At 62.7% G+C, this 19,603-nt stretch carries 16 protein-coding genes; 12 read left to right on the top strand and 4 right to left on the bottom strand.

Annotated features, from left to right (window positions below):
* Positions 1-36: 36 nt before the first annotated feature.
* Positions 37-513, top strand: a complete 477-nt coding sequence (locus tag ACMGF8_RS02495; RefSeq protein WP_102862011.1) for a thioesterase family protein — start codon at positions 37-39, stop codon at positions 511-513.
* Between the two features lie 25 nt (positions 514-538).
* Positions 539-1,699 (top strand): gamma-butyrobetaine dioxygenase, encoded by a 1,161-nt coding sequence (locus ACMGF8_RS02500; protein ID WP_115581119.1) that lies wholly within the window; start codon positions 539-541, stop codon positions 1,697-1,699.
* Between the two features lie 245 nt (positions 1,700-1,944).
* Here ACMGF8_RS02500 and ACMGF8_RS02505 read toward each other — a convergent pair whose 3' ends face one another.
* Positions 1,945-2,373 carry a DUF4952 domain-containing protein gene (locus tag ACMGF8_RS02505; RefSeq protein WP_115581120.1) on the bottom strand — a complete coding sequence of 143 codons (429 nt, stop codon included), beginning with the start codon at positions 2,371-2,373 and terminating at the stop codon, positions 1,945-1,947.
* Positions 2,374-2,686: 313 nt separating this feature from the next.
* Here ACMGF8_RS02505 and ACMGF8_RS02510 point away from each other — a divergent pair, with 313 nt between their 5' ends.
* Both ACMGF8_RS02510 and aac(6') read left to right on the top strand, forming a co-directional pair.
* Positions 2,687-2,950 carry a hypothetical protein gene (locus ACMGF8_RS02510; protein WP_025131152.1) on the top strand — a complete coding sequence of 88 codons (264 nt, stop codon included), beginning with the start codon at positions 2,687-2,689 and terminating at the stop codon, positions 2,948-2,950.
* 65 nt (positions 2,951-3,015) lie between these two features.
* Complete coding sequence (gene aac(6') / locus ACMGF8_RS02515) at positions 3,016-3,462, top strand: aminoglycoside 6'-N-acetyltransferase (RefSeq protein WP_416758590.1); 447 nt, start codon at positions 3,016-3,018, stop codon at positions 3,460-3,462.
* On the opposite strand, the gene ACMGF8_RS02520 is transcribed toward aac(6'), so the two are convergent.
* Together ACMGF8_RS02520 and ACMGF8_RS02525 are read right to left on the bottom strand one after the other, a co-directional pair.
* Positions 3,463-4,566, bottom strand: coding sequence for a GlxA family transcriptional regulator (locus ACMGF8_RS02520; protein ID WP_060841469.1), 1,104 nt, complete (start codon positions 4,564-4,566; stop codon positions 3,463-3,465).
* Positions 4,567-5,012: 446 nt separating this feature from the next.
* Positions 5,013-6,389 carry an L-serine ammonia-lyase gene (locus ACMGF8_RS02525; RefSeq protein ID WP_102862015.1) on the bottom strand — a complete coding sequence of 459 codons (1,377 nt, stop codon included), beginning with the start codon at positions 6,387-6,389 and terminating at the stop codon, positions 5,013-5,015.
* Positions 6,390-6,816: 427 nt separating this feature from the next.
* Between ACMGF8_RS02525 and ACMGF8_RS02530 the strand changes: the two genes are divergently transcribed.
* The 3 genes from ACMGF8_RS02530 (at position 6,817) to choV (ending at position 9,850) form a co-directional block, all read left to right on the top strand.
* The gene (locus ACMGF8_RS02530; protein ID WP_102862016.1) at positions 6,817-7,764 is read left to right on the top strand and encodes a choline ABC transporter substrate-binding protein; all 948 of its coding nucleotides are present in this window, start codon (positions 6,817-6,819) and stop codon (positions 7,762-7,764) included.
* 65 nt (positions 7,765-7,829) lie between these two features.
* Complete coding sequence (gene choW, locus ACMGF8_RS02535) at positions 7,830-8,675, top strand: choline ABC transporter permease subunit (RefSeq protein ID WP_102862017.1); 846 nt, start codon at positions 7,830-7,832, stop codon at positions 8,673-8,675.
* Positions 8,672-9,850: a choline ABC transporter ATP-binding protein gene (choV, locus tag ACMGF8_RS02540; protein ID WP_207166690.1), complete on the top strand. Its 1,179-nt coding sequence runs from the start codon at positions 8,672-8,674 to the stop codon at positions 9,848-9,850. Before choW ends, choV begins: the two co-directional genes overlap by 4 nt.
* 181 nt (positions 9,851-10,031) lie before the next feature.
* On the opposite strand, the gene ACMGF8_RS02545 is transcribed toward choV, so the two are convergent.
* Positions 10,032-11,984, bottom strand: coding sequence for a BCCT family transporter (locus ACMGF8_RS02545; RefSeq protein WP_240322063.1), 1,953 nt, complete (start codon positions 11,982-11,984; stop codon positions 10,032-10,034).
* A gap of 486 nt (positions 11,985-12,470) precedes the next feature.
* Here ACMGF8_RS02545 and betI point away from each other — a divergent pair, with 486 nt between their 5' ends.
* The 5 genes from betI to ACMGF8_RS02570 all read left to right on the top strand — a co-directional run bounded on the left by betI (position 12,471) and on the right by ACMGF8_RS02570 (position 19,544).
* The gene (betI, locus tag ACMGF8_RS02550) at positions 12,471-13,091 is read left to right on the top strand and encodes a transcriptional regulator BetI (protein ID WP_016966359.1); all 621 of its coding nucleotides are present in this window, start codon (positions 12,471-12,473) and stop codon (positions 13,089-13,091) included.
* Positions 13,092-13,172: 81 nt separating this feature from the next.
* Complete coding sequence (betB, locus tag ACMGF8_RS02555; RefSeq protein ID WP_250329779.1) at positions 13,173-14,645, top strand: betaine-aldehyde dehydrogenase; 1,473 nt, start codon at positions 13,173-13,175, stop codon at positions 14,643-14,645.
* A gap of 174 nt (positions 14,646-14,819) precedes the next feature.
* Positions 14,820-16,523, top strand: coding sequence for a choline dehydrogenase (betA, locus tag ACMGF8_RS02560; RefSeq protein ID WP_102862022.1), 1,704 nt, complete (start codon positions 14,820-14,822; stop codon positions 16,521-16,523).
* A 241-nt stretch (positions 16,524-16,764) separates the two neighbouring features.
* Positions 16,765-18,207 (top strand): TldD/PmbA family protein, encoded by a 1,443-nt coding sequence (locus ACMGF8_RS02565; protein WP_416758595.1) that lies wholly within the window; start codon positions 16,765-16,767, stop codon positions 18,205-18,207.
* Complete coding sequence (locus ACMGF8_RS02570) at positions 18,207-19,544, top strand: TldD/PmbA family protein (protein ID WP_416758597.1); 1,338 nt, start codon at positions 18,207-18,209, stop codon at positions 19,542-19,544. Before ACMGF8_RS02565 ends, ACMGF8_RS02570 begins: the two co-directional genes overlap by 1 nt.
* The last annotated feature ends 59 nt before the right edge of the window (positions 19,545-19,603 follow it).

The raw sequence follows: 19,603 nt of genomic DNA on the forward strand, positions 1-19,603 counted from the left end.
CCGGCAAGCCGGCTCCTACCGTTATCCGGTGATCCTATGCCTGCCCTGACCACCTACAGCACCCGCATCATCAAAGACTGGGTCGACTACAACGGCCATCTGCGTGATGCCTTCTACCTGCTGATCTTCAGCTATGCCACCGATGCCTTGATGGATCGCCTGGGGCTCGACAGCGACAACCGCGACGCCAGCGGCCACTCGCTGTTCACCCTGGAACTGCACCTGAACTACCTGCACGAGGTGAAGCAGGGCACCGAGGTCGAGGTCCATACCCAGATCATCGGCCACGACCGCAAGCGCCTGCACCTGTATCACAGCCTGCACAAGGTCGGTGATCCCCAGGAGCTGGCCGGCAACGAACAGATGCTGCTCCACGTCGACCTCGCCGGCCCCCGCTCCGCGCCGTTCGACGAAGCGGTGTTGCAGCGCCTGCAAACCATGGCGGCCGAGCAGGCCGAGCTGCCGCGCCCCACCTACATCGGCCGGGTGATTGGCCTGCCAACGGAAAAATGACAACAAGCCCGAAAAGGAGATCGCCGTGAACATCGCCGCCCTTGCCGACTATCGCCGTTATCCGCTGATCAGCCCGTTGAGCGCCGTCCAGGTACTGCCGGACCGGGTCCAGGTGCACTGGGCCGATGGCCGCCTCAGCCCCTTTCACCATCAATGGCTGCGGGACAACTGTCCCTGCCCGGAATGCGTCTACAGCGTGACCCGTGAACAGGTACTGGAAATCGTCGATGTGGCCGAGGACCTCGGCTGCCACGGGGCGCACATCGACAGCCAGGGTTGCCTGTGCCTCGAATGGTCGGACGGCCACCGTAGCCGCTTCGATCCCGGCTGGCTGCGGGCCCACGCCTATGACGAGCAATCCCGCGAGGAACGCCGCGCCCACAAGGCGCACAGCCAGTTGTGGGACAGCAGCCTGCAACTACCGGTATTCGAGTATCAGGCCCTGATGGACGATCCTGCGGCTCTGCTGCAATGGCTGCTGGCCCTGCGCGACACCGGCCTGACCCAGGTCCGGGGCGCCCCCACGGAACCCGGTTCGCTGGCGCTGATCGCCCGACGTATCTCGTTTATCCGCGAGAGCAACTTCGGCGTGCTGTTCAACGTGCAATCCAAGGCCGATGCCGACAGCAACGCCTACACCGCTTTCAACCTGCCGCTGCACAGCGACCTGCCCACCCGCGAGCTGCAACCGGGGCTGCAGTTCCTGCATTGCCTGGTCAATGACGCCGTGGGCGGCGAAAGCATCTTCGTCGACGGCTTCGCCATCGCCGATGCCTTGCGCCGTGAAGACCCAGAGGCCTTCCTGACACTGTGTGAAACACCCGTGGAATTTCGCAACAAGGACCGCCACAGCGACTACCGCTGCCTGGCGCCGATCATTGCCCTGGATGCCCTGGGTCGGGTGGCGGAGATCCGCATGGCCAACTTCCTGCGGGGGCCTTTCGACACCTCGGTGGAGCAGATGCCCAGGCTGTACCACGCTTACCGTCGATTTATCGCCATGACCCGAGAGACGCGCTTCCGGGTCATCCGCCGCCTCGACCCGGGACAACTCTGGTGCTTCGACAACCGCCGGACCCTGCATGCCCGCAACGCCTTCGACCCGTCCAGCGGCGCCCGGCATTTCCAGGGTTGCTACATCGACCGCGACGAGCTGCTCTCCAGAATCCTGGTGCTGCAGCGCTGATCCCCATCCCACCGGCTCCCCGCAGGAGCCGGCTGGCCAGCGAAGCTTGCCGGCAAAACCTCCACAGGCAAAAAAAAGCCCCGATCAAGCCGTGACAGGATCGAGGCAGGGACTACTGCTGAGGAGCTGCGGTGAGAAGGTGACCAAACCAACACGACGCGAGCTGGTTGCAGTCTGCCCACTCTGCCTGCTCACGAGTTAGCCGAAAACGACCTGCCCGTAGGCAATAGGGCCATTGCAGGGGTTCAGATGTCCTCGGTATAGAACACCACCGTCACGTAGAAATAGCCGATCTTGTGCCAATCCCGGCGCTGGTTGTAGGGCGTCTCTTCAGAGCCCATGCCGATCTGATAACGACGCCCGGTCTTCTTATCCCTATAGGAAATGAACCCCTTCGTTTCCCAGCCGCAGCAGACAAACTTGAGCCCCTCCTGCAGCCCCAGTTCCCGCTGCAGATAGCGCTCTACCTGATGGGCATCCTGACCTTTGACCCGATACCTCGCGGTCAGCGGTGCGCCCTGATCCTCGGGCTGCGACTCACAGTGAAAAAACTCCAGGGATTTCGGCGGATCGGTCATGGCCCGCAAAAAATCGCCACACTCGGTGGCTGCCGCAGCCGCGCTGCAAACCATCCACAACAAACAGGCCAAACCCAGGTTGAACATCACTTTCATCCACTACAGCTCCCTATTTTTTTGCCCCAACGGCCATCCTGCCCCCCCCCGCCGCTTGCGGCGGGTGTCCTTGAGCGCCAGCACGACTCAATATCCACCCTTATGCAAGCCCGGGCCATCACACGCAAGCGCCGCGAGACTTGATTGACCGTCTTTTTCCAGACGCTGTTGCAACCGGCCATAAGCCATCGAGTTAGCCGAAAACGACCTGTTCATAGGTAAACAGGCCATCGCGACCATCTGCCCTTGCCGCCACCCGGACGGCCAACCAGAATCGACTGACGACCACGTTACCTGAATAAGGATGAGCGTCATGATGCATGCGGATTTGATTGATCAGGACGACCTGCTGGGACAACTCCGGGCCCTGGGTTTCGAGATGCCCGCAGGCGCCAGCGCCGAGCAGGCCTGTGAATGTGCGGTGCGCGGTTTGAGCGATGCACGGGCCAAGGCGCTCAAGGGCATGGTGGAGCAGATGCTCACCGGTAATGCGACCATTCTTCCCGCGGTGCGCCAGGCCATTGATCGCCAGTTGCTGCCGGCCCTGGCCGAGTACCTGCAGCAAAAACGCGCGTGAGTCTCCCTGTGCCCTGAGCGGATTGCTAGAGTGCGCGTCCCTCTGGCGAAAACAGGCAAGCACTCATGATCCCGATACAGCCCGGCTCATCCGCCGACGCGGCCAGTTGGCTGCAATTGCGCCTGGGCCTGTGGCCCGACTGTCCACCAGAGGAGCACCTGGCCGAGATCCGCCAGATGCTGGCCGCCCCCCAGCGCTATGGCTGCTGGCTGGCCTTTGCCCAGAACGGTGAAGCCATCGGCCTGGCCGAGGCGGCGCTGCGCCACGACTACGTCAACGGCACCGAGAGTTCGCCGGTGGTGTTTCTCGAAGGAATCTATGTGGCTCCCGAGCACCGTCGCCAGGGCGTTGCCCAGCAACTGATCGAGCAGGTCAGCCAGTGGGGACGCCAGGCCGGGTGTGGGGAGATCGCGTCTGACACCAGCCTGGACAATCTGGCCAGCCAGACACTGCACCACGCGCTGGGTTTCGAAGAAACCGAACGCGTGGTGTATTTCAAGAAGCGTCTGTGACTACAGACGCACGCTGGCGAAGGTCGACTCGTTGCGCGCCTGACTCAAGGCCGACAGCGGGCCGGACAGCGGCGCCAAGACCATGGCTTGCGGCAGCGGCATCATCGCCACCTGCTGGGTGGTGTTGGAACCGATGCGCTCGTCACGGGGCGGAATACCGAAGTACTCGCGGTAGCACTTGGAGAAGTGCGGCGTGGAGACAAAGCCACAGACCGACGCCACTTCGATGATCGACATCGGCGTCTGCTTGAGCAGTTGCCGGGCACGGATCAACCGCAGCTTGAGGTAGTAGCGCGACGGCGAACAATGCAGGTACTTCTGGAACAGCCGCTCCAGCTGGCGCCGGGACACGGCCACGTACACCGCCAGTTCATCCAGATCGATCGGCTCTTCGAGGTTGGCCTCCATCAGCGCAACGATTTCCTGGAGCTTGGGCTGGTTGGTGCCGAGCATGTGCTTGAGGGGCACGCGCTGGTGATCCTGTTCGTTGCGGATGCGCTCGTAAACGAACATCTCCGAGATCGCCGCCGACAACTCACGGCCATGATCGCGGCTGATCAGGTGCAGCATCATGTCCAGTGGCGCGGTGCCGCCGGAGCTGGTGAAACGGTTGCGGTCGAGGGTGAACAGGCGGGTGCTCATGGCCACCCGGGGAAAGGCTTCCTGCATCGACGCCAGGCATTCCCAGTGCACGCTGCAATCGAAGCCGTCCAGCAGGCCGGCGCAGGCCAGGGCCCAGCTGCCGGTGCACACCGCGCCGAGGCGGCGCGACTGGCGGGCCTGGCTTTGCAACCAGGACACATGTTCACGGGTCACGGTGCGCTGGATGCCGATGCCGCCGCAGACGATCACGGTGTCGAGGCTGGGGGCTTTGTGCATGGAGGCGTCGGGGGTGATTTGCAGACCGTCACTGGCCCAGACTTGACCGCCATCGACGCTGAGGGTGGTCCAGCGATACAGCTCGCGGCCGGACAGTTGGTTGGCCATGCGCAGGGGTTCGACTGCGGAGGCCAGGGAAATCAGCGTGAAATTGTCCAGCAGCAGAAAGCCGATGGATTGAGGCGCACGGTTCTGGGGTTGGGCCCCGGAGTTGAACGACGTCATCGCGATATCTCCTCACACAAAGCGGGTGATGGCCTCAGGCGGAGGCTCTTTTTATGTGCCCTGCGACTCATCGGAGGCGGGCTTGATATTCACAGAGCAATTGCCATGCCTAAAGTTGAATGGGCATTCAATAACTCCTGAAAACGACGTCGCGACGCGTCTATATAGCCCTTGGCAATGTGCGGATAAGAAGCGCCGAAAGGCGCGGCGCACAGGCGCCGACAAAAGCGGTGAGCAGTTAGGTAGCACTTGGGCCGCCAAGGCGTTGCGCCGAGGCCGGCGAGTGTCACTCAAAGCACAGCGCGCCGACCCACGGACGGGTCCGCCGGCGCACCGGGCAACTTGTCTATTCGCGACGCGCTAAAAGGTGGCGCGCGGTGGCCCGAGTGAGCCATTTGCGCGCGCCGACGTCCCTGGTTCGCATGCGGCTGGCCAGCGAAGGCGGCTCAGCATTCCACCGCGCTCACGGCCAGGCCACCACGGGACGTCTCTTTGTATTTGTCGTGCATATCGGCGCCGGTATCGCGCATGGTGCGGATCACCCGGTCCAGGGAAATGAAATGCTGGCCGTCACCGCGCAAGGCCATCTGCGCGGCATTGATCGCCTTCACCGCGGCAATCGCGTTGCGCTCGATGCAGGGCACCTGCACCAGCCCGCCCACCGGGTCGCAGGTCAGGCCCAGGTTGTGCTCCAGGCCGATTTCCGCGGCGTTGCACAACTGCTCGGGGCTGGCCCCGAGAATCTCCGCCAGCCCCGCCGCCGCCATGGCGCAGGCCGAACCCACCTCGCCCTGGCAGCCGACTTCGGCCCCGGAGATCGAAGCGTTCTTCTTGCACAGGATGCCGATGGCCGCCGCGCCGAGGAAGAAATCCACCACGTTGGCGTCAGTCACGTCCTCGCTGAATTTCATGAAGTAGTGCAGCACCGCCGGAATGATCCCCGCCGCGCCGTTGGTGGGTGCGGTGACCATGCGCCCACCGGCGGCGTTCTCCTCGTTCACCGCCAGGGCGAACAGGTTGACCCACTCCATCGCGCTCAAGGTGGAGCCGATCACATTGGGCTTGTTCAGTTCCTGCAGGCTGCGATGCAGCCTGGCCGCGCGCCGGCGCACATTGAGCCCGCCGGGCAGGATGCCTTCGTGCTTGAGCCCCTGTTCCACGCAATCCTGCATCGCGCGCCACAGCGTCATCAGGCCGCTGCGGATTTCCTCTTCCGAACGCCAGACCTTCTCGTTGGCCAGCATCAGTTCGGCGACTCGCAGGTTGTGCTTCTGGCACAGGCTGAGCAGTTCCACCGCACTGGAGAAATCGTAAGGCAGCTCGCTACGATCCAGGTCCGCCACGCCGCTACTGGCCTGGGCCTGGTCGACGACAAAACCGCCGCCCACCGAATAGTAGGTATCGCGCAAAAGCTCCCCGCCTTCACCTTCAGCCACCAGGGTCATGGCATTGGGGTGAAAGGGCAGGTTTTCGTCCAGCAGGCGCATGTCCCGGGACCAGATGAACGGCACAGCCAGCCGTCCGTCCAGCAACAGGGTGTGGGTTTCCCTGAGCCGTTCGATGCGCGGGCCGATCAGCGACGGGTCGATCGCATCGGGCCACTCCCCCATCAAGCCCATGATCACCGCGTTGTCGCTGCCATGGCCAATGCCGGTGGCCGACAACGAACCGAACAGTTGCACTTCGATCCGCCGCACCTGCTCCAGCAGATGGCGTTCCTTCAATACCTGGACGAATAACGCCGCGGCGCGCATGGGCCCGACGGTGTGGGAACTGGAAGGCCCGATGCCAATCTTGAACAAGTCGAAAACACTGATAGCCATTACTGCGTAACTCCTCGATGAGCACAGTCCAGGCGCTGAAAACGCCCTCTGACGGAGCTGCTACGCTCAAGCTGCAATCCGCCGAGAAGGGCGCATCATCAGGCTTTTACTGCGCCTCGCGACGTCTGACACCGACTCACTCATGTCCACCAACGCCGCCTGGCGCGAGGCTCGGGTTCTGGGCGTTTTTTGCGGCTCAGATGCAGGAAAAAATGCCCGGAAACACTGTAAGCGACCTCACCGACACTGGATGCGACCCTCCCTGTACTGGATACGACGCACCCCGTAGGCGACAGTTTTTCACTGGTACATGATCAGTCTCGACTCGATTGCAAGGCACGGTGGTAGAGCTGTCCCCGGCACACCAACCGCCACACTTATAAGCGCGGTCCATACGCCGCCAAAAAAACATCCAGGAGTCTCCCCTATGAAAGGTTCCCCGTCGTTGTTGTTGGCCGCCATGCTGAGTCTGCCGCTTCTGGCACACGCCGCAGAACCGGAGCAATGCAGCACCGTAAACTTCTCCGATGTCGGCTGGACCGATATCACCGTGACCACCGCCACCACCAGCGTCGTGCTCAACGCCCTGGGCTACAAGACCAAGACCACGATGATTTCCGTGCCGGTGACCTACAAGTCCCTGGCCGACGGTAAGAACATGGACGTGTTCCTCGGCAACTGGATGCCGACCATGGAAAACGACATCAAGGCCTACCGCGATGCCGGCACCGTGGAGACCGTGCGCGCCAACCTGGAAAACGCCAAGTACACCCTGGCAGTTCCCGAGTCGCTGTATGACAAGGGCCTGAAAGACTTCGCCGACATCGCCAAGTTCAAGAAGGAGCTGGACGGCAAGATCTACGGCATCGAGCCGGGCAACGACGGCAACCGCACCATCCAGACGATGATCGACAAGAACGCCTTTGGCCTCAAGGACGCCGGCTTCAAAGTAGTGGAGTCCAGCGAGGCGGGCATGCTGTCCCAGGTTGAGCGCGCTCAGCGTCGCGACACCGCGGTGGTGTTCCTGGGCTGGGAACCACACCCGATGAACACACGCTTCAAGATGAAGTACCTGACCGGTGGCGACGACTTCTTCGGCCCCAACTTCGGCCAGGCCACCATCTACACCAACACCCGCAAGGGCTACACCACCGAGTGCAGCAACGTGGGCCAGTTGCTGAAGAACCTGTCGTTCACCCTGAACATGGAAAGCACCCTGATGGGCAACGTGCTGGACGACAAGATGAAGCCTGACGCAGCCGCCAAGGCCTGGCTGAAGAAGAATCCACAGGTGCTCGATACCTGGCTCGCTGGCGTGACCACCATTGACGGTAAACCCGGCCTGGAAGCCGTGAAAGCCAAGCTTGCTGAGTAATCGCTTACGCCGGGCGGGCTTGCCCGCCCGGGCTGTTTTTTCCTTGCATGCGGACGTTCAATACCATGCTCACTGATCAGAAAATCCCCCTGGGCCAGTACATCGCGGCTTTCGTAGACTGGTTGACGAAACACGGTGCCAGCACCTTCGATGCGATCGCTACCACCCTGGAAACCATGATCCACGGCGTGACGTTCGCGCTGACCTGGTTCAATCCCCTGGCCCTGATCGGCCTGATTGCCCTGCTGGCGCACCTGATCCAGCGCAAATGGGGCCTGACTGTATTTGTCGTGCTGTCCTTCCTGTTGATCCTCAATCTGGGGTACTGGCAGGAAACCATGGAAACCCTGGCCCAGGTGCTGTTCGCCACCCTGGTCTGCGTGCTGATCGGCGTGCCCCTGGGAATCGTCGCCGCGCACAAACCGCTGTTCTACACCATGATGCGTCCGGTCCTGGACCTGATGCAGACCGTCCCCACATTCGTCTACCTGATCCCGACCCTGACCCTGTTCGGCCTCGGGGTGGTACCCGGCCTGATCTCCACGGTGGTGTTCGCCATTGCCGCGCCGATCCGCCTGACCTACCTGGGCATTCGCGATGTTCCACAAGAGTTGATGGACGCGGGCAAGGCCTTTGGCTGTTCGCGCCGTCAGTTGTTGTCGCGCATTGAGCTGCCCCACGCCATGCCGAGCATCGCCGCCGGTATTACCCAATGCATCATGTTGTCGCTGTCGATGGTGGTGATCGCCGCCCTGGTCGGCGCCGACGGCCTGGGCAAACCCGTGGTCAACGCACTCAATACCGCCGACATTGCCCTGGGCTTTGAAGCCGGTCTGGCGATCGTGCTGCTGGCGATCATGCTCGACCGCATCTGCAAACAACCTGAAGCCAAAGTAGGGGGTGACGCATGAGCATAATCCGCTTCGATAACGTAGACGTTATCTTCTCCAAGGACCCACGGGAGGCGCTCAAGCTGCTGGACCAGGGCATGACCCGCAACGAGATCCTGAAGAAAACCGGGCAGATCGTCGGCGTGGAAAAAGCCAGCCTGGACATCCAGAAAGGCGAGATCTGCGTACTCATGGGCCTTTCCGGCTCCGGCAAATCCAGCCTGCTGCGCTGCATCAACGGCCTCAACACCGTGAGCCGCGGCAAGCTGTTCGTCGAGCACGAAGGCCAGCAGATCGACATTGCCTCCTGCTCCCCCGCCGAACTGAAGATGATGCGCACCCAGCGCATCGCCATGGTGTTCCAGAAGTTCGCCCTGATGCCCTGGCTGACGGTGCGCGAGAACATCAGCTTCGGCCTGGAGATGCAGGGCCGACCGGAGAAGGAAAGGCGCAAGCTGGTGGACGAGAAACTTGAGCTGGTGGGCCTGACCCAGTGGCGCAACAAGAAGCCCGACGAGCTGTCCGGCGGCATGCAGCAGCGTGTGGGCCTGGCCCGCGCCCTGGCCATGGACGCCGATATCCTGCTGATGGACGAACCTTTCTCGGCCCTCGACCCGCTGATCCGCCAGGGTCTGCAGGACGAGCTGCTGGAACTGCAACGCAAGCTGAGCAAGACCATCGTGTTTGTCAGCCACGACCTGGACGAGGCCCTGAAGCTGGGCAGCCGCATCGCCATCATGAAAGACGGGCGGATCATCCAGTACAGCAAGCCGGAAGAAATCGTGCTCAACCCCGCGGACGACTATGTGCGCACCTTCGTCGCCCACACCAACCCGCTGAACGTGCTCTGCGGGCGCAGCCTGATGCGCAGCCTGGACAACTGCAAGCGGGTCAACGGCTCCGTGTGCCTGGACCCGGGTGGCGATTCCTGGCTCGACCTGGCGGAAGGCAACACCATCAAGGGCGCGCGGCGCAATGGCTCGCACTTGGACCTGCAGAACTGGGTTCCGGGGCAGTCCGTGGAAGAACTGGGCCGGCGCCCGACCCTGGTGGACTCCAACATCGGCATGCGCGACGCGCTGCAGATCCGCTACCAGACCGGCAACAAACTGGTGCTCCACGACAACCAGAAAGTCGTCGGCATCCTTGGCGACAGCGAGCTCTACCACGCGCTGCTTGGCAAGAACCTGGGTTAAGCCGCAGACACAAAAACGCCGCGAGCAATCGCGGCGTTTTGCTTTATCGACACACCCCCTTCTGCAGGAGCTGGCTTGCCAGCGAACAGGCCCTGAAACCTTCCATTAAGGGCGCCTTCGCCGGCAAGCCGGCTCCTACAGCGGGTGGAGCCGCTCCGTCGGGAGCGGTCCGTCACTTCACTCAGCTATAGACCCGGCCAAGGAGCTGCCGATGGCTTTCGAACTGATCGAGCACATCACGGGTGATCTGCTCCTGGGTGAAGCCCATCAAGTCGTATTCCTGGCTGCCGTTGTGCAGGTACACCTCGGCGCGGTAGAAACGACTACGGACTTCGCTGTCCGCCCCTTCCGGCTGGGCCGATTCGCTCGGTGCCGCCAGGTAGCCGTCCAGGCTCACTTCATAGACGAAGGGATTGCCTTCCTCCATTTCCACCCGCAGGCCCAGCAAACTCTTGGACTTGCCCAGGTTGGTCTGCACTTCATGGCCCAGGGTGCGCAGTTGCGCGACGGCTTCCTGCAGCGCCGGGCTGATGTGCTTGTCCATGTAACGCTGCACCACCGACTGAGTCGGTTGCAGGTCCAGCTGGGTCAGGCGCTCGCTGAAACCACGGCGACCGCGCTCGGCCAATTGCGCTTGTTCCTGCTCGATCTGCACGTCCTGGCGCATGGCCTTGTGCAAACCGAACATGAAGAAGATCAGCACCACCGAGAACGGCAGGCCGGCCAGCACCACCATGGTCTGCATGGCTTCGAAGTTACCGGCGAACAACAGGCCGATGGTCACCAGGGTGATCACCACCGACCAGAAGATCCGCAGCCAGTGCGGGGCGTCTTCGTCGACGTTGCCGCCTTTGCAGGACAGGTTGGCCATCATCACCGCGCCGGAGTCGGCGGGGGTCAGGAACAGCACGAAGCCGACGAAGATCGAGACACCGATGACAATCTTCGAGGCCGGGTAGTGCTCAAGCAGTTGGTAGATCGCCATGGACGGCTGTTCCAGCGCCGTCTTGCCCAGTTCCACCGCTCCCTGGTTGACCACCAGGTCCAGGGCCGAGTTACCGAAGATCGACAACCAGGCCAGGGTGAAGCCCAGGGGAATCAGCAGCACGCCGGCGACCAGCTCACGCACGGTGCGACCACGGGAAATACGCGCAATGAACATGCCTACGAATGGCGCCCAGGAAATCCACCAGGCCCAGTAGAACAGGGTCCACAGGCCCAGCCAGCGGTCGGACTTGGCGTTGTCGCCTTCGTACACGTAGAGGTCGAAGGTCTTGAGCACCACGCCGTTGAGGTAGTCGCCGATGTTCTGCACGAAGCCGTTGAGCAAGTGCAGGGTCGGGCCGAACAGCAGGACGAAAATCAACAGGCCGCTGAACAGCACGATGTTCAGGTTGGACAGGCGGCGGATGCCGTTTTCCACACCAGACACCGCGGCGATGGTGGCCACCGTGCTCATGACGATGATCACGATCAGCAGGTTGGTGTTGCTGTGCTCCATGCCGAACAGGTTTTCCAGGCCGGAAGACACCTGCATCGAGCCGATCCCGAGGTTGGTCACCAGGCCCAGCAGGGTCACGAACATGCCGAAACCGTCCACTGCGTGGCCGGCCGCGCCCTTGACCCAGCGCTCGCCCACCAGCGGATACAACGCCGAACGCAGCGCCAGCGGCTGGTTATGACGATAGGCAAAGTACGCCACCGCCAGGCCCACCAGGGCGTAGATCGCCCAGCCATGCAGGCCCCAGTGCAGGAAGGTCAGCTGCAACGCCTGGCGTGCGGCCAGGTTGCTGCCGGGTACGCCTTCCGGCGGATTGAAGTAGTGGTCCAGGGGCTCGGAAGCACCGAAGTACAGCAGCGAGATACCGATACCGGAGGAGAACAGCATCCCGGCCCAGGCACCGTAGCTGAAGTCCGGGGTGTCTTGCTTGGTCCCCAGCTTGAGCTTGCCGTAGGAGGAGAATGCCAGGCCCACCACGAACACCAGGTAAGCGGCGATCACCACCATGTAGTACCAGCCGAAGCTGCGAGACAACCAGGCCTGGGCAATGCCCAGCAATCTGCCGGCCTCTTGCGGGGCGATGATCAGAATGGCGGTCAACAACAGGATCAGCGCGGTGGAGGTGTAGAACACCCAACCGTTGACCCGCACCTTCTCCGGTGGGGTCTTTATAAGAGAGGCAGAACTCATTGCACAGATGCTCCAGGCAGTGCGAGAGAAGGACACAAGGCAACACCGCACCCGACCAATCGGTTAGTTGGCAGCCGATCATCGGGTGATATAAAGACACCCCGAAAAAGCCCGAAACCGCAAAAGCCGCGTTGCGCACCCGCATCCAAGGTCAGTGACGAACCTGCAGCTCGTCGTCTGTTCCCCGGAGCGTCCTGCCCCTTCAACACGTCCTTACTCTTGCCGGTCCACGCCATGCCACGTGTAAGTTTTGGGCTATTTCGGAGGTCGTTTTCCCGCCGTCCGCGAGTAGGAAAACCTCCCCAGGCAGCGACGATTTGTCGCAGATCTTATTCTTTGTTGATTGAACGTTCAATCAAAACAAAATAGACTGGCCCACAAGTCGACCGGCGTCATACGCCCGCCGACAGGCCTAAGGAGAGGTATCAGATGCCCAAGGTCGGTATGCAACCCATACGCCGCCAGCAATTGATCGAAGCCACGCTGCAAGCGGTCGATCAGGTCGGAATGGGGGACGCCAGCATTGCGCTGATCGCCCGTTTGGCCGGTGTTTCAAACGGCATCATCAGTCACTACTTTCGGGACAAGAACGGCCTGATCGCAGCGACGATGGGTTACATCATGAGCATGCTCAACGAAGGCGTCAGAGCACGCCGCCAGGCCCTGACGGACGACAGCCCGCGCGCTCACCTGAAAGTGATCATCGAGGGCAACTTCGATGCCAGCCAGGTGAACGGCCCGGCAATGAAAACCTGGTTGGCCTTCTGGGCTTCCAGCATGCACCAGCCCGATTTGCACAGGTTGCAGCGGATCAACGACCACCGCTTGTATTCCAACCTGTGTTGCCAGTTCCGCCGTGCCCTGCCGCTCTACCATGCGCGCAAGGCAGCTCGCGGCCTGGCGGCTTTGATCGACGGATTGTGGCTGCGTGGTGCCTTGTCGGGTGATGCATTCGACACCGACCAGGCGATACGGATCGCTTACGAATACATGGATCTACAACTGGCTAAGCAGGAGCGCCAGAGCACAAAAGAGACGCTCGGCCCCTGACCCGCCACTGATCAACGTGTCCTGAACTTCGGGATACGCCCGGTGGTCAAGCCCACTACTTAATGCACTTGCGAGGACACTATGGCCCGTTTCGAACTGCAAAAACTCTACATCGACGGCGGCTACACCGATGCCGGCAGCGACGCCACTTTCGATGCCATCAACCCGGCCAACGGTGAAGTTCTCGCACAAGTGCAGCGTGCGACCTTTGATGACGTGGAACGCGCCGTGGTCAGCGCCGAAAAAGGCCAGAAGATCTGGGCCGCCATGACCGCCATGGAGCGCTCGCGCATCCTGCGTCGCGCCGTGGAAATCCTCCGCGAGCGCAACGACGAACTGGCCGCTCTGGAAACCCTGGACACCGGTAAAGCCTTCTCCGAAACCAAGTACGTGGACATCGTCACCGGCGCTGACGTGCTGGAATACTACGCAGGCCTGGTACCGGCCATCGAAGGCGAGCAGATCCCGCTGCGCACCACATCCTTCGTCTACACCCGCCGCGAGCCGCTGGGCGTGGTCGCCGGCATCGGCGCCTGGAACTACCCGATCCAGATCGCCCTGTGGAAATCCGCGCCAGCCCTGGCCGCCGGCAACGCAATGATCTTCAAGCCCAGCGAAGTCACCTCGCTGACCACCCTGAAACTGGCCGAGATCTACACCGAAGCCGGCGTACCAGCAGGCGTGTTCAACGTGCTGACCGGCAGCGGCCGTGAAGTCGGCACCTGGCTGACCGAGCACCCGCGCATCGAGAAAGTCTCCTTCACCGGCGGCACCGACACCGGCAAGAAGGTCATGGCCAGCGCTTCCAGCTCCTCGCTCAAAGACGTGACCATGGAACTGGGCGGCAAGTCGCCGCTGATCATCTTCGACGACGCTGACCTGGATCGCGCCGCCGACACCGCCATGATGGCCAACTTCTACAGCTCCGGTCAGGTCTGCACCAACGGTACTCGCGTGTTCGTACCGAGCCACCTGAAAGCCGTTTTCGAAGCCAAGATCGCCGAGCGCGTAGCGCGCATCCGCATCGGCAACCCGGAAGACGAAAACACCAACTTCGGTCCGCTGGTCAGCTTCCAGCACATGGAAAGCGTGCTGGGCTACATCGCCAAGGGCAAAGCAGAAGGTGCCCGCGTACTGTGCGGCGGCGAGCGCCTGACCGACGGCGAATTCGCCAAGGGTGCCTTCGTTGCACCGACCGTGTTCACCGACTGCACCGACGACATGACCATCGTCCGTGAAGAAATCTTCGGCCCGGTGATGGCGATCCTGACCTACGAAACCGAGGAAGAAGTGATCCGCCGTGCCAACGACACCGACTTCGGCCTGGCCGCCGGTATCGTCACCAAGGATCTGAACCGCGCCCACCGCGTGATTCATCAGCTCGAAGCCGGTATCTGCTGGATCAACGCCTGGGGCGAATCCGACGCCAAGATGCCGGTTGGCGGCTACAAGCAATCGGGTGTTGGCCGTGAGAACGGCATCAGCTCGCTGAACAACTTCACCCGCATCAAGTCGGTACAGGTCGAGCTGGGCGACTACGCCTCGGTGTTCTAAGACACCCAGCCTGAACGACAACCCCTGTAGCCGCTGCCGCAGGCTGCGAAAAGGTCCGAAGGACCTTCCTGCGATCACCGAAGCACGTCCGCTGCGCAGCCGATCGCAGCCTTCGGCAGCAGCTACAGGCCTATTGATCGTGCGACCTGACCAATCTCAAAGAGGGTGCATTCAATGTCCCAAGAATTCGATTACATCATTGTGGGTGCCGGCTCTGCCGGTAACACCCTGGCGACCCGTCTGACTGAAGACGAAGGCGTCACCGTCCTGCTGCTGGAAGCCGGCGGCCCGGACTATCGCTTCGACTTCCGTACCCAGATGCCGGCGGCACTGGCCTTCCCACTGCAAGGCCGTCGCTACAACTGGGCCTACGAGACCGATCCAGAGCCACACATGAACGGTCGTCGCATGGAGTGCGGTCGCGGCAAGGGCCTGGGTGGCTCGTCGCTGATCAACGGCATGTGCTACATCCGCGGCAACGCCATGGACTACGACGGCTGGGCCAAGCTGCCAGGCCTGGAAGACTGGACCTACCTGGACTGCCTGCCGTACTTCCGCAAGGCGGAAACCCGTGACATCGGCCCTAACGACTACCACGGCGGCGAAGGCCCGGTCAGCGTGACCACGCCCAAAGCCGGCAACAACCCGCTGTTCCACGCCATGGTCGAAGCCGGTGTACAAGCCGGTTACCCGCGCACCGAAGACCTGAACGGCTACCAGCAGGAAGGCTTCGGCCCGATGGACCGTACGGTCACCCCTAAAGGTCGTCGCTCCAGCACCGCCCGCGGCTACCTGGACATCGCCAAGAAGCGTTCGACCCTGACCATCGTCACCCACGCCCTGACCGACAAGATCCTCTTTGACGGCAAGCGCGCCGTCGGCGTGAGCTACCTGCAAGGCAGCACCGAGGAGCGCGTGGAAGCCCGCGCCCGCAAGGAAGTCATCGTCAGCTCCGGCGCCATCGCCTCGCCGCAACTGCTGCAACGCTCCGGCGTCGGCCCCCGCGCCCTGCTGGAAAGCCTGGACATCCCGGTGGTCCACGACCTGCCGGGCGTGGGTGAAAACCTGCAGGACCACCTGGAGCTGTACCTGCAGTACGCCTGCACCCAACCGGTGTCGCTGTACCCATCGCTGCTGTGGTGGAACCAGCCGGCCATCGGCGCCGAGTGGCTGTTCAACGGCACCGGCATCGGCGCCAGCAACCAGTTCGAAGCCGGCGGTTTCATCCGCACCCGTGAAGAGTTCGAGTGGCCGAACATCCAGTACCACTTCCTGCCAGTGGCGATTAACTACAACGGCAGCAACGGTGTTAAAGAGCACGGTTTCCAGGCGCACATGGGTTCCATGCGCTCGCCGAGCCGTGGTCGCGTGCAGATCAAGTCCAAGGACCCGCGCCAGCACCCGAGCATCCTCTTCAACTACATGGCCACCGAGCAGGACTGGCAGGAATTCCGCGACGGCATCCGCCTGACCCGGGAAATCATGCAACAGCCGGCCCTGGACGCCTTCCGCGGTCGAGAAATCAGCCCGGGCATCGAGGTGCAGACCGACGAGCAACTGGACAAGTTCATCCGCGAGCACGCCGAGACCGCGTTCCACCCATCCTGCTCGTGCAAGATGGGCACCGACGACATGGCGGTAGTGGATGGCCAGGGTCGCGTGCACGGCATGCAAGGCCTGCGCGTGGTGGATGCCTCGATCATGCCGATCATCACCACCGGCAACCTCAATGCGCCGACCATCATGATGGCCGAGAAAATCGCCGACAAAATCCGTGGCCGTCAGCCGCTGCCCCGCAGCAAGGCCGACTACTACGTAGCGGGCAACGCCCCGGTGCGTGGCAAGCCAATGCGCGATATCACTCCGACCGCGCAGTAAGCCGCACGGGCACCGACCGCAAGGGTCGGTGCCTTTTTCACCTCCCCGCGTATTTCCTGCCCCCGCATTGCCCGCACTGCATCCTTGATCGCAGCCTCCGGCAGCAGCTACAGTTCTGCAACTTGCCCATCCCCTTCGCCCCGGAGTCCACCGACGCCTATATCTGTAGGAGCCGCCGGGCAGCGTTCCGTTTGCTGGCGACAAGACCCGCCTGCTATCGCGTCTCACAAGGAGGTTCTCCATGTTCGACTTTCACCCCCAGCTCAAGCAGCGCTTTGCTGCCTTGCGCACGGGCGCCGAATTCTTTTCCCTGCGCTACGTGCGCGAGTCGGACCAATACCTGTCAGTACGCAAGAACGTTGCCGAACCACCGAGCCTGGGCCGCGACCAAGGGGCGATGCTGACCGCAAGGGTGCGTGGTGTGGAAGCCTACGCCGCCACCAGTGACCTCTCGCAAGGCGGCCTGCAAGCCGCCCTCGACCGCGCCGAACAGCTGGCTCGGGTGATCGCCGCCCACGCCCTGCTGGACCTGCGCGAGCAACCGGTATCCAGCCACCGTGGCGATTACCTTTCGCCGAACCTGGACCAGCCCTTCCCATCCCTCAGCGACTGCTACCAGCTGCTGGGCGACGAATCGGCCTCGGTGCCCAAGGACGAGCGCCTGGTGAACTGGCAAGTGGGCATCGGCGTGACCCAGGTCGAGCAGATCTACCTCAACAGCGCCGGTGCCGAGCTGCGCCAGGCTCAGCGCTTCGTCTACCCGGGCCTGGATGTCACCGCCTACGACGGTAGCGACAGTCAGACCCGCAGCCTGGGCCGGGAAAACTTCGGCCAGCAGGGCGCCGGTGATGTGATCAGCCGCTGTGGCCTGCTAGGCGCGGCGCCACGGGTGGCCGACCAGGCGCTGCAACTGCTGCTGGCGCCGAACACCCCGCAGGGCCAGCGGGACCTGCTGCTGATGCCGGACCAGATGATGCTGCAGATCCACGAGTCCATCGGCCACCCCCTGGAACTGGACCGCATCCTCGGCGACGAGCGCAACTACGCCGGCACCAGTTTCGTCAAACAGGAAGATTTCGGCCGCCTGCAATACGGCTCCTCGCTGCTCAACGTGACCTTCGACCCGGAGATTCCCGAGGAACTGGCCAGCTATGGGCATGACGACGATGGCAGCGCCGCCAGCAAGCAGTTCCTGATCCGCGAGGGGCTGCTGGTACGTCCCCTGGGCAGTGCCCTGTCGCAATACCGCAGTGGCCTCGACGGCGTAGCCAACAGCCGCGCCAGCAGTTGGAACCGCGCGCCCATCGACCGCATGGCCAACCTCAACGTCGAGCCAGGCGACCAGCCCCTGGACCGCCTGATCGGCCAGATCGAACACGGCATCCTGATGTCCACCAATCGCTCCTGGTCCATCGACGATGCGCGCAACAAGTTCCAGTTCGGCTGCGAATGGGGCCAGTTGATCGAAAACGGCGAGCTCAAGGGTGTGGTCAAGAACCCCAACTACCGGGGTATCTCCGCACAGTTCTGGCGCAACCTCAGCGCGGTGGGCGATCGCAGCACCTTCCAGGTCCTGGGCACGCCCAACTGCGGCAAGGGCGAGCCCAACCAGGTAATCCGCGTCGGCCACGCTTCGCCGGCCTGCGTGTTCAGCAAGATTGACGTATTCGGAGGAGACGCCTGATGACCAGGACGATGAATCAGGCCGAGCAGTTCAAGGCATGGGTGCAGTGGCTGCAGGACGCGATCAAGGAATCGGAACAGTTCACCCTGAGCTACTCGGCCGAGTCCTCGGAGTTCATCCGTTTCAACCACGCCAAGGTGCGTCAGGCCGGGCAGGTGCAACAGGCCAGCCTGCACTTCAAGCTGATCGACGACGGACGCCACGCCGACTTGAGCATCACCTTGAGCAACGACCCCGAGGTGGACCGTCAGCGCCTGGTCGAAGCCCTGCAACAGTTGCGCGAAACCCTGCCGCTGCTGCCGGCGGACCCGTACCTGATGCTCAATCACGCCCAATGGCAATCCCACCATGTGCAGGACCATCCACTGCCCGATAGCGAGCAGGTGGTGGCACAGATCGGCCGCGCCGGTGCCGGCCTGGATCTGGTGGGCATCTATGCCGCCGGCCCCATCAGCCGAGGTTTTGCCAGTTCCGCCGGAGCGTTCGGCTGGCATCAGGCCAACAGCTTCAACTTCGACTTCAGCCTGTTCCACGCCAATGGCGAAGCGGTGAAGGCCAGCTACGCGGGACACGCCTGGGACGACGCAGCCTTCGTCCAGCGCTTCGACCAGGCCCGTCAGCAACTGGAGTTCCTCGGTCGACCGCTGCGCACCCTGGCGCCGGGACAGTACCGCGCCTACCTGGCACCGGCGGCCCTGGAGGAGATCATGGGCATGCTGGCCTGGGGCGGGTTCTCGGCCCAGTCCATTGCCAGCAAGCACAGCCCCCTGCAGAAACTCTACGCGGGCGATGCCGCCCTGAGCCCCCTGGTGTCCCTGGACGAACAGGTTAGCGGCTCCCTGAGTCCGGCCTTTTCCGATGAGGGCTACCCGCGCAGCGACCTGTCGCTGATCGCCGCCGGCAATGCCAACGCCCAGTTGATCAACTCCCGCAGCGCCGCCGAGTACGGCCTGACCAGCAACGGCGCCGGCAGCGGCGAATACCCCAGTGCACTGAACATGGCCGCCGGGCAGCTGTCGCAGCAGGAGATCCTCAAGCAACTGGGCACCGGCCTGTACATCAGCAACCTGTGGTACCTCAACTACTCGGACCTGCCGGCAGCGCGCCTGACCGGCATGACCCGCTTCGCCACCTTCTGGGTGGAGAACGGCGAGATCCAGGCCCCGGTGAGCACCATGCGTTTCGATGACAGCGTCTACAGCCTGCTGGGTTCGCAACTGGAGGCCCTGACGGCGCAACGGGAACTGCTGCTTTCGGCCACCACCTACGGCCAGCGCCAGACCGCCTCGATGCATTTGCCTGGAGCCCTGGTCAGCCGCCTGACCCTGACCCTGTAGGAACTGCCCTCAAAGCTGTCGGAGCTGGCAAGCCAGCTCCGACCTGAATTGACATAGAG

Source organism: Pseudomonas sp. BNK-7 (assembly GCF_048072025.1).
Taxonomy (GTDB): Bacteria; Pseudomonadota; Gammaproteobacteria; order Pseudomonadales; family Pseudomonadaceae; genus Aquipseudomonas; species Aquipseudomonas danubii.